General features: G+C 69.4%; 9 protein-coding genes. 4 read left to right on the forward strand and 5 right to left on the reverse strand.

Annotated features, from left to right (window positions below; genetic code table 11):
* Nucleotides 1–169: adenosylcobinamide-GDP ribazoletransferase (locus ACNFOC_RS43080; protein WP_416964465.1), on the forward strand; the 169-nt coding region annotated here is incomplete at its 5' end.
* An 85-nt stretch (nt 170–254) separates the two neighbouring features.
* Here the strand turns inward: ACNFOC_RS43080 and ACNFOC_RS43085 are convergent.
* The 5 genes from ACNFOC_RS43085 to ACNFOC_RS43105 all read right to left on the reverse strand — a co-directional run bounded on the left by ACNFOC_RS43085 (nt 255) and on the right by ACNFOC_RS43105 (nt 6,843).
* The gene (locus tag ACNFOC_RS43085; protein WP_416964458.1) at nt 255–1,052 is read right to left on the reverse strand and encodes an endo alpha-1,4 polygalactosaminidase; all 798 of its coding nucleotides are present in this window, start codon (nt 1,050–1,052) and stop codon (nt 255–257) included.
* Nucleotides 1,049–1,699 carry a spherulation-specific family 4 protein gene (locus tag ACNFOC_RS43090; RefSeq protein ID WP_416964459.1) on the reverse strand — a complete coding sequence of 217 codons (651 nt, stop codon included), beginning with the start codon at nt 1,697–1,699 and terminating at the stop codon, nt 1,049–1,051. The genes ACNFOC_RS43085 and ACNFOC_RS43090 overlap by 4 nt, the downstream gene beginning before the upstream one ends.
* Nucleotides 1,696–3,192 (reverse strand): hypothetical protein, encoded by a 1,497-nt coding sequence (locus tag ACNFOC_RS43095; protein ID WP_416964460.1) that lies wholly within the window; start codon nt 3,190–3,192, stop codon nt 1,696–1,698. The genes ACNFOC_RS43090 and ACNFOC_RS43095 overlap by 4 nt, the downstream gene beginning before the upstream one ends.
* A complete protein-coding gene (gene pelF, locus ACNFOC_RS43100; protein ID WP_416964461.1) occupies nt 3,189–4,715 on the reverse strand; it encodes a GT4 family glycosyltransferase PelF in 1,527 nt (508 codons plus the stop codon). Before pelF ends, ACNFOC_RS43095 begins: the two co-directional genes overlap by 4 nt.
* A gap of 100 nt (nt 4,716–4,815) precedes the next feature.
* Entirely contained in the window at nt 4,816–6,843 is a 2,028-nt protein-coding gene (locus tag ACNFOC_RS43105; RefSeq protein WP_416964462.1) for a hypothetical protein, read from the reverse strand.
* 354 nt (nt 6,844–7,197) lie between these two features.
* Between ACNFOC_RS43105 and ACNFOC_RS43110 the strand changes: the two genes are divergently transcribed.
* From ACNFOC_RS43110 to ACNFOC_RS43120, 3 genes are all read left to right on the forward strand, one after another.
* Nucleotides 7,198–8,715 carry a leucyl aminopeptidase gene (locus ACNFOC_RS43110; RefSeq protein WP_416964463.1) on the forward strand — a complete coding sequence of 506 codons (1,518 nt, stop codon included), beginning with the start codon at nt 7,198–7,200 and terminating at the stop codon, nt 8,713–8,715.
* 285 nt (nt 8,716–9,000) lie between these two features.
* Nucleotides 9,001–10,389 carry a dihydrolipoyl dehydrogenase gene (lpdA, locus tag ACNFOC_RS43115; protein WP_019065055.1) on the forward strand — a complete coding sequence of 463 codons (1,389 nt, stop codon included), beginning with the start codon at nt 9,001–9,003 and terminating at the stop codon, nt 10,387–10,389.
* A 57-nt stretch (nt 10,390–10,446) separates the two neighbouring features.
* On the forward strand, nt 10,447–10,765 hold a 319-nt coding region (locus ACNFOC_RS43120; protein ID WP_416964464.1), incomplete at its 3' end, for a biotin/lipoyl-containing protein.

Here is a 10,765-nt window from a genome sequence, read left to right on the forward strand (position 1 = left end):
GCGCGGGTATGTGCACGTGGTTGTCGCCGTCGTCGTGGCGCTCGTCGTCGCTGAGCTGCTTCTGCGGCACTGTCGGCGGCGGTTTGGTGGGGTCACGGGGGACGTGTTTGGGGGGCTTGCGGAGACTGCGGCTACGGCTGTGCTTGTGGTGCTATCGCTGAGTGGCTGAGTGCGGGTTCGTCGTGGCTGGTCGCGCAGTTCCCCGCGCCCCTAGGGAAGCTGCCCTCAGGCGTGTTCGACAGGACCCGGCGTGTTCAGCAATCCTTCCGCCATGCCCCTAGCTCAGGTTTCTTCAGTAGTGAACTCAGCTTCAGGCGGCGGGAGTCGGCGCAGAAGCTGCTCGTCGGGAGGTCGTACTCGACGTGGAAGACCGCCTTGTTGGCCTTGATGAACGGGGTCAGGGTGTCGCACTCGTCGTACTGGGCGCACTGTTCGTTGACCGCGAAGTCGAAGTCGGTCACCAGGGAGGGGATTTGGTCCAGGTCGTTCTTCAGGCCGACCGACATGCCCCGGGCGTGGGCCAGCTTGGCGATGAGGCGGTTGTAGCGGAGTTGGTCGGCGGCTTTGAGGGGGAAGCCGGTGTCGTTCCGGTAGCCGTCCATGTTGTCGGGCTCCACCGCGTCGAAGCCCTTCTCGCGGCACATGTCGAGGCGGGCCGCCATCAGAGGTTCGAGGACGTCCGTGCGGCGGATGTCGAGCCAGCGTTCACCCTTCCAGCCGTTGCCCTTGCCCAGCACCGACTTGGGGAACTTCTTGGCGTCAGGGCGGAAGTCCTCCCAGGCGCCGGTCGAGATGTAGCAGATGACCTTGCGGCCCTTGGCGTGGAGTGCGGTCACCGTCGCCTTGGAGTGGTCGAAGCCGTCGATGTCGTAGACCGGGACGTCGACGGAGGTGTCCAGGCGCCCGCTGAGCTGCCACTGCCAGGCCACCCCCGGGCGGGGCTGCCAGCGCTTCCCGACGGTCTGCGTGGGGGTCGGCTTGTCGTCGGGGGTGGAGGTGCAGCCCGCCGCCAGGAGCAGGAGGAGGGCGAGCAGTGGGGTGGGGCGGATCATGGAACGGGCTCCAGGGTGTGGGGCAAGGTACCCCACGGATGATCTCCCACGCCCGGTACCGCGCAGTGCACCGAGGCCCCGCGCGCACGAGCCTCGGCTGCCATGTCGGCCTCGGGCGGGACACCGTAGACGAGGTGGCCGAGGTGGGTTCCCGTCGTGCCGGGCCAGGGTTGCGGGGGCAGTTGGCGGTACGTCGTCCAGTTGCCCTCGAAGGTGATCAGTACGTCGGCCATGCGGGCGTACGACGGGTGCGGTGTCGTGCCGTGGTTCAGTACGAGCGTGCCGCAGCCTGTGCCCCAAGCCGCGGTGGCGATGCGTTGGTAGTGCCTGAACTCGGCCTGGCTGGAGGGGACTTGGTCCAGGAACGCGCCGTCCGTGCCGTACCAGTCGTGGTAGCGGGTCAGGTCCTCCGCCACGTCTGCGTACGGGCGGCGGCCGTAGTCCGTGTCCGTGTAGCCGAGCAACCTCACGCCCTCCGCGCGGAGTTGGGCCGCCACCTCGGCGAAGGCCTGGTCCAGAGCTTCGCCGGGGCCGCTGGCCGGGTTGAGGACCACGCCGTAGAGGCGGGGGGCCGCCGCCACGATCGCGGCCCACTCCGCGGGGCGGACGGTCGGGTGTTCGTAGTACGGGACCAGCAGTTGGCTCATCTGTGCGCCGTTACCCTGCCCAACAGGCCGCAGATCAGGGCCGCTTGGACCAGGGCCGCGGTGCCGTTCACGAACAGGGCGATCCAGTGCGGGCCGGCCGCGTGGGTGAGGAGTGCCAGGGTTTGGGCCACGGCTGCCGTGCAGCAGATCGCCGCCGCGCCCAGGACTGCGCCGAAGGACTGTAGGAGCAGGCCCGTCCACAGGACCATGCCCAGGAGGAGCAGGGCGGCGAGGCTTACTCCGTTGCTGCTCGGAGTGTGGGGCCAGAGGGTGGTGGCGAGGAGGGCGAGCGCCGTCAGGGCAGCGAGGTATGCGGTCAGGCACAGGGTGAGGGTTTGGCCTGTTGTGCGCCAAAAAGCTTTGGGGGTGCGGCTGTTGCGTAGGCCGGTGAGGCTGCCGCTGCGGAAGCGGTAGAGCAGCCACTCTGCTGGGCCCATGCTCAGCGTTAGCGCTACGGCGGATGGGGCGGCTGCGGCGCCCTGTGTTTGGCCGGCGAGGACGTCTCCCAGGGCGGCGTAGAGGACTAGGGCGCCGCTGCTGAGGCCGAACAATGCGAAGGGAAGGGAGCTTGTGAGTCGGGGGGACATTGTTGATTTTTGTCCGCGGGCGCGTTGTGGCTGAGCGCGCAGTTCCCCGCGCCCCTTGACGGCAAATCCGCTGGGCAGCACTTCGAGCAACGCCAGTGTCACTACCGCCAGCAGGGAGCCCAGCAGTAGGGCCAGGCGCGCCACATCCGGTATCCCGTGGGCCATCGCTGCCACCGCGCCCGCCGTCATCGGCAACAGCGTTGCCAGTAGGGCCCGTTCGCGGCCCATGACCAGTAGGACCGTGGCTGCGCCGAGGTAGCAGGACTGGCCTGCGGCGAAGGCTACGGCTGCCGGGTGGGTGGGGCCCGCGACCGCCAGCGCGACCGCTGCGCCCAGGAGGGCACCCAGGGGTGCCCCGGTGAGGAGGCTGTGGCGGGCGGCGAGTTTGTCGCCCAACCCGAGCCAGGAATAGGCCCGGTGGGCCAGGCCCTGGTTCCAGGTCCAGCCGACCAGGGCGCCCGCCAGGAGGGGGAGGGTGCCCGCCGGGAGGCCGAAGGACTCGGGGTCGCCTGCCAGGAGGGGGGCGCCCAGGACGTAGCCGAAGCCGGGCAGGGCGAAGACGACGCCTCTCAACAGGCAGCCGAGCAGGCCTACTTGCCAGGGGTCGTGGACGGGGCCGTCGGGTTCGGGGAAGCGGCGGGCGACTCGGTCGTACAACTCCTCCGCCAGGGCGAAGGAGTTCTTGACGCCGTACCGCTCGCGTATCTGGTCGTCCGACATGCCGTCGGACTCCAGGAGGGCGGCGATCTCGTCGGGGTGCACGGCCGCGGCGACGAACTCGTCGAGGCGTCCGGCGAGTTCGTCGATCGGGTCGGGCTCGGCCCAGCTCGGTGCGGCGCGTTGCCTGGGGACGCCGGGGACGGTGTCCGAACTCGCCCCCGGCGGCAGCCAGATGGAACCGGTCACCAGTCGGTTCCGTCCGTGGCGACGGCCTTGTACCACGGATCGCGCAGTTCGGCGGTCCAGTCGGCGACGGTCTCGACCGTGGGCTCGTACACCTCGGGGCGGCCCGCGAGCTCTTGGTAAATAGTCCGGAAATTGTCCACGGACCGACGCAACGTGAAGCGCTCGATAACCCTCTGGCGGGACAACTCGCCCAATTTCAGGCGGCGTTCGTCGTCGCGGAGGAGGGTGAGGGCGGCGGCGGCCATCTTCTCCGGTTCGCGCGGCGGGACGACGAGGCCGGTGTCGCCGACGGCCTCGCTCACCCCGCCGACGTCGGTCGAGACGGTCGTACGGCCGCAGGACATGGCCTCGATGATGGAGAAGGGGAAGCCTTCGGAGATCGAGGACAGCATGACCACGTGACCTGCCGCGTACGCGCGCCAGACCTCGCTGATGCGGCCCTCGAAGGTGACCCCGTCGGTGACGCCCAACTCGGCGGCCAGCTTCTCGAGTCTGGTGCGGTAGGCCTCGCCGCCGGCCGGTACCGGGCCGAACAACCGCAGCCTGGTTTCGGGCATTTCCGCGCGGACGGACGCATACGCGCGTAGAAGTGTTTCAAGGTCCTTGATGGGGTCCACGCGGCCGCACCAGGAGAGGGTGGGGATCTCCGGTTCGGGGCCCGCGTGCGGGAAGGCGGCCGGGTCGACGCCGTTGTAGACCGTGCGGATCTTGTCGGCGTCGGCGCCGCCGCGCTCCTCCCAGCGGCGGTTGTACTGGTTGCACGGGGTGATCAGGTCGGCGGCCTTGTAGCCGTGGGAGTTCAACTCGCGGTAGAAGCCGAGCATGAACGCCTTCACGGGCCAGCGCTGGCCGTCGCGGCGGTAACCGAGGTAGCGCTCGCGCAGGTAGATGCCGTGCTCGGTGAGGAGGAAGGGCACTCCGTCGAGCTTCTTGGCGGCGAGTGCGGGCAGGGTCGCGAGGCCGCTGCTGACGGCGTGCGCGACGCAGTCCTCCGGTATTCGGACGCCGAGTGGGCGAAGTGCGTGCTCCAGCAGGTCCGTTGCGGTGAGCGCGTCGTGAACTGTGGGGCGGGCGGCGGCAGTTGCCAGGTGCGGCATCGTCCAGATCCACATCAGCGAACGCAGCGCCGTCTCGGTGCGCAGGGCCGCCGACAGGCGTCCGTCGCGGGCCAGTTGGGCCAGGTCGTACAGGTTCTCGCCGAAGTCGCAGTGGGCCTCGGGGTCGAGGAAGGAGAGCAGGAACCGCTCGTAGGAGTCGACGAAGCGGCGGCGGGCGGTGCCGTACAGGCCGTGGTTGCGGCGGCCGGGGCGTGGGCCCCAGGTCGGCACGGACGTGTGGCGGTAGGCGTTGGACGGCAGCTCCCAGGTCACGGGTTCGCGACCGCTGCCGGTGAGCGACAGTATGTGGAAGTCGACCTCCGGCATGCCCTTGACGAGTTGGTCGCACCAGGTGCTGACCCCGCCGTGGACGTGCGGATAAGTACCTTCGGTGAGCATGGTGACATGACGGCCGGTACGCATCATGCGAGTTCCCCCCTGCGGAACTTGAAACGGCTCTGGCGCACACCCCGGCCAGTGGGGGGCCGGGATGTGCGATGGCTGGCTGCGCTGCGCTGTCGTGGGGTCAGGCGGGCAGGTTCAGCGTGAGAGCGGTCTGCGTAAGCTCCGGCGTGGTCCAGGCCGAGCGCTCTCCCGCGTACGGCGTCCCGAACGCGGCGGTGCCGAGCGGCAGTTGCTTGGTGGTCCCTTCTGGTGCGGTCAACGGGATCTGGATCCCTGTGGGGGCGTTGACGGTGACGGTGGTGCCTACGCGGTACGCCTCGACAGAGCCGTTCGTGACGGCGGTCTGCCAGGCGGCGCGGTTCTGGAGTTCGGTGCCGATCGCGCTCTCCCGCAGGTTCTCCAGCGGGGTGTTGTCGGCGAACAGCGCCTGGTATCCGGCGAGCACCTTGTCCAGGACCGGGTAGAGGACGCGGTCCTCGGCCAGGTTGGACTGGTGCGCGTAGTGCGGGAGCGGGTCGTTGCTGATGGCGTGACCGAGGTCGGTGGCCACCTCCTGCGGGACGATGTAGTCGTCGTAGCCGGTGGCGGTGTCCAACGGGGCCGAAAGGCAGGTGGAGTCGGGGTTGTTCTCGCAGACGCCGCTGCCGCCGTCGGCCGTGGAGGTGTAGATCCAGTTGTACTCGTCGGCCATCTCGGCCTCGGTGCCCGCGTTGTAGTACACGTTCATCGGGTAGCGGGGCACGGTGAGCGCGTCGCCGACGGCCCGCTGGTCGCTCTCGCGGGAGTGGTCGGAGGCCGTCCACGTGATGCCGTTGTCGGCGAGGGCGCCGGCCAGGTTCGGGTTGTCGTCGGGCTGCTGCGGCAGCGTCTTGAGGCCCGAGTGCTCACCGGTGACCAGCTCGTCCCGCTCGACCGGAAGGCCGTTCGCCAACGCCCAGTTGTAGTTGTTGCCGATCTCCGCGGAGATGTCCGCCCGGCTCATGTACTGGGTCGAGCCGTCGGCGTTCTTCGCGCAGGACCAGGGCACGGTCGTCAAGTCCTGGACGCAGCCGAGGAATTCGTGCGTGTACGTGTGGTTGATCCAGCGGAAGTCGGCCTTGTCGGCGAGGAGTTGGTCGGTGAGGGCGTCCGTGCCGCCGTTCTCGCTCTTCCAGTCCTCGCCCAGGCCCGCGTTGAAGGCCAGGTCCAGGGTGAAGCCGTGGTCCTGCTCCCACTGGGCCGCGTACGCCGCGTCGGCCTCGGTCATCCGGATCGGCGTGGCCGTCGAACCCTCGCCCGCCGCGCAGTCGTAGTCGCCGGGCGTGCAGTTGAGTTCGGTGTCCCAGCGGTCGTCGGGTGCGAAGACGTCGTCGACATGCACGGAGAAATAATTGCGCGCCTGGCCCAGGTGCACGCCCTGAGTCAGCCATTCGACGATGCCGCGCGCCAACACCCGGAACTGCTGCTGGAATTGGTTGTACGCGAAGGTCAGCACCAGTTCGCGGCGCCCGTCGTGCGCGTACTCGCCGACCAGGCTGCCGCGCCCGGTGCCACCCGGTACGGCGGTGTCGACGTAGCTCGTGAAACCGGTTCTCGGCGTGGCCACGAAGCCGTAACTCTCCTGCACGGACGAGGAGTTGTCCTCGAACGTGAGCGGCCCGTCAAGATAGCCGAAATAGCCCGCCTTGCCGTCGGCGGTGACATCTGCCTCATGCCCGTCGAGTGCCCCGGAGTAGGCGGCGTAGTCGAGACCGACCTCCGGGTGCGCCCACGTGTAGGCGTCCACCTGCGGGATGCCGTACGTCGTCTCGTAGGCGTTCAGCGCGGCCTGTTCCGCCGAACTCGTCCCGAACGGAGCCTCGTTCGGCAGGACGACGCCCTGGTACTTCGCGCGGGGCGTGCCGTCGACCGTGTCGCTGAGGAAGGCCGCGTCGATCGTGGGGCGGCCCGAGTCGTTCAGGTTCACAGTCGTGTACGGAATGCCCTCGCTCTTCAGCTGGGCGGCGATGGCCTCGACGGGGCTGTCCCCGTTGTCCACCACCAGCACCTTGAGATCGATGCGCGGCTCGTCGGCGGCCGCCGCGCCGGGCGCCTCCAGGCCCAGCACCAGCAGTCCTGCGGCCGCCAGTACAGCGGCCCCGGTTCTCCACCTGTGCGTTCCCTGTGCCATGTCGTCCCTCCCCCAAGCGATCCCCCCTGTGGTCATCTCGCGGAGGATCCGTGGAAATCATGCAAACCGATGAGCATGTCGCCCACATGAACCTCACGAGTGTGACGCAGGACATCCAGGGTGAGGATCGAGAAGTGGCCACTCCGCTTCCGGTAGGTGAACCCCTCGCGGGAAGAGGCGAACCCCCCGCGGGAATGAGCCGTCACACCCACGCGCGTACGCTCGTCCTGGGCGCTCCACCAGCCCCCTATGCCCACCACCGCCGCAGGTCGGAAATAGGGTCGGCTGTCGGGCCCGGTCGACCCACCCCGATCGACCACAGGAACTTCACATCGGAAGCGAGAATTCACCACTGTGACTGCTCTCACTCTCAGCACCGCCGCGGCGCCCGGCCTGCGGGCCGACGCGATCGTGATCGGTGTCGGCAAGGGCGGCAAGGGCCCGGTCGTCGCACCGGGCGCCGACGCCGTGGACAAGGCGTACGACGGCAGGCTCGCCGGCGTCCTGGAGACCCTGGGCGCCTCCGGTGCCGAGGGCGAGATCACGAAGCTGCCCGCACCGGCCGGCTTCAAGGCCCCGCTCGTCCTCGCGGTGGGGCTCGGCACCGAGCCCGAGGAGGGCGAGGCGTACGACGCCGAGGCACTGCGCCGGGCCGCCGGTGTCGCCGCCCGCGCGCTCACCGGCGCCAAGAAGGCCGCCTTCGCGCTCCCCCTCGCCGACGCCGCCGACGCCGGCGCGATCGCCGAGGGCGCGCTGCTCGGCGCGTACTCCTTCGACGCCTACAAGGGCAACGGCAAGGACGCCAAGGGCAAGGCCCCCCTCGCCGAGGTCGCCCTGCTCGGCGGCAAGCCGCGCGACAAGGAGTACAAGGCGGCCGTGGAGCGTGCGCTCGCGGTCACCGAGGAGCTCAACCGCGCCCGCGACCTGATCAACACCCCGCCGAACGACCTCGACCCGGAGGCCTTCGCCGCCGTCGCGCAGACCGCGGCGAAGGAGCACGGCATCAAGGTCGAGGTGCTCGACGAGAAGGCCCTGGAGAAGGGCGGCTACGGCGGCATCCTCGGCGTGGGCGCCGGTTCCGCGGCCGGTCCGCGCCTGGTGAAGCTGTCGTACACGCACGCCGACGCCACCAAGCACCTGGCCTTCGTCGGCAAGGGCATCACGTACGACTCGGGCGGCATCTCGCTCAAGCCGGCCGGGCACAACGAGACGATGAAGTGCGACATGAGCGGTGCCGCCGCCGTGTTCGCCGCGGTCGTCGCCGCCGCGCGTCTGGGCCTCGCCGTCAACGTGACCGGCTGGCTGGCGCTCGCCGAGAACATGCCGTCCGGTTCCGCGACCCGTCCCGGTGACGTGCTGCGCATGTACAGCGGCAAGACCGTCGAGGTCCTCAACACGGACGCCGAGGGCCGCCTCGTCCTCGCGGACGCGCTGTGGGCGGCGTCGGCGGAGAAGCCGGACGCGATCGTGGACGTGGCGACGCTGACCGGCGCGATGATGCTGGCGCTCGGGAGCCGGACGTTCGGTGTGATGGCGAACGACGACGCGTTCCGCTCCGCGATCGTCGAGGCGGCCGATGAGGTCGGTGAGCCGTCGTGGCCGATGCCGTTGCCGGAGCACCTGCGCAAGGGGATGGACTCTCCCACCGCCGACATCGCGAACATGGGTGAGCGGATGGGTGGGGGGCTCGTCGCCGGGCTGTTCCTGCGGGAGTTCGTGGGTGAGGGGATCGCCTGGGCGCACCTCGACATCGCGGGGCCGGCGTTCAACGAGTCCGGTCCGTTCGGGTACACGCCCAAGGGTGGGACCGGGACTGCGGTGCGGACGTTGGTGCGGCTTGCGGAGCTGACCGCGGCGGGTGACCTGGGCTGACGTTCGCCCAATAGCTCGATGCCTGAGGGGCGTGGGCGGCTGCGGACCGGTTGTGGCTGGTCGCGCAGTTCCCCGCGCCCCTGCGTATCTCACCTCGGCCGGTGTTCTCATGTGAGCGTGTGGCGTCTCACACCCAGGCCCGGCGTCTCGTTGGGCCTCGACAAGTGCGAAGATGGGCTCGGCAGGACAGGGCCCCCACCACAGGGCCGAAGAAAGAGCGGCCGGACACCAGCCGCCGACCGGTCACCGCTGACCGGCGTGGCGCACATGCATGGAGGACGTGACGTGGCGAACGACGCCAGCACCGTTTTCGACCTAGTGATCCTCGGCGGTGGTAGTGGCGGGTACGCCGCGGCCCTGCGCGGGGCCCAGCTGGGTCTGGACGTCGCCCTGATCGAGAAGGACAAGGTCGGCGGCACCTGCCTGCACCGAGGTTGCATCCCCACCAAGGCCCTGCTCCACGCGGGCGAGATCGCCGACCAGGCCCGCGAGAGCGAGCAGTTCGGCGTCAAGGCCACCTTCGAGGGCATCGACGTACCCGCCGTCCACAAGTACAAGGACGGCGTGATCTCGGGCCTGTACAAGGGACTCCAGGGTCTGATCGCATCCCGCAAGGTGCACTACATCGAGGGTGAGGGGCGGCTCTCCTCCCCCACCTCCGTCGACGTCAACGGCCAGCGCATCCAGGGCCGCCACGTCCTGCTGGCGACCGGCTCCGTGCCGAAGTCGCTGCCGGGCCTGGAGATCGACGGCAACCGGATCATCTCCTCGGACCACGCCCTCGTCCTGGACCGCGTCCCGCAGTCCGCGATCATCCTGGGCGGCGGTGTCATCGGCGTGGAGTTCGCCTCCGCGTGGAAGTCCTTCGGCGCCGACGTGACGATCATCGAGGGCCTGAAGCACCTCGCTCCTCTTGAGGACGAGAACTCCTCCAAGCTTCTTGAGCGCGCGTTCCGCAAGCGCGGCATCAAGTTCAACCTGGGCACCTTCTTCTCGAAGGCCGAGTACACCGAGAACGGTGTCAAGGTCACCCTCGCCGACGGCAAGGAGTTCGAGTCCGAGCTGCTGCTCGTCGCGGTGGGCCGCGGCCCGGTCTCCGCCGGTCTCGGCTACGAGGAGCAGGGCGTCGCCATCGACCGCGGCTACGTCACGGTCGACGAGTACATGCGGACGAACGTCCCGACCATCTCCGCCGTCGGTGACCTCGTCCCGACGCTCCAGCTCGCGCACGTCGGCTTCGCCGAGGGCATCCTGGTGGCGGAGCGTCTGGCCGGTCTGAAGACCGTTCCGATCGACTACGACGGTGTCCCCCGGGTGACGTACTGCCACCCCGAGGTCGCCTCCGTGGGTATCACCGAGGCCAAGGCCAAGGAGATCTACGGCGCGGACAAGGTCGTCGCTCTGAAGTACAACCTCGCGGGCAACGGCAAGAGCAAGATCCTCAACACCTCGGGCGAGATCAAGCTCGTCCAGGTGAAGGACGGTGCCGTGGTCGGCGTCCACATGGTCGGCGACCGCATGGGCGAGCAGGTCGGCGAAGCCCAGCTGATCTACAACTGGGAAGCGCTGCCCGCCGAGGTCGCCCAGCTGATCCACGCCCACCCGACGCAGAACGAGGCGCTCGGCGAGGCCCACCTGGCACTGGCGGGCAAGCCTCTCCACTCCCACGACTGACCCCCTCGGTCGGACGACGACACAGACTTCCGCAATTCGTAAGGAGCAACCGAAACCATGGCGGTTTCCGTAACCCTTCCGGCGCTCGGTGAAAGCGTCACCGAGGGCACTGTCACCCGCTGGCTGAAGGCCGAGGGCGAGCGAGTAGAGGCCGACGAGCCGCTGCTCGAGGTGTCGACCGACAAAGTCGACACCGAGATCCCCTCCCCCGTCGCCGGCGTCCTGCTGGAGATCCTGGTCGGCGAGGACGAGACCGCCGAGGTCGGCGCCAAGCTCGCCGTCGTCGGCGCCCCGGGTGCCGCTCCGGCGGCTGCCCCGGCTCCGGCCGCCCCCGCGCCCGCTCCGGCGGCTGCCGCTCCGGCCCCGGCCCCCGCTC

The organism is Streptomyces colwelliae (assembly GCF_048158785.1).
Taxonomy (GTDB): domain Bacteria; phylum Actinomycetota; class Actinomycetes; order Streptomycetales; family Streptomycetaceae; genus Streptomyces.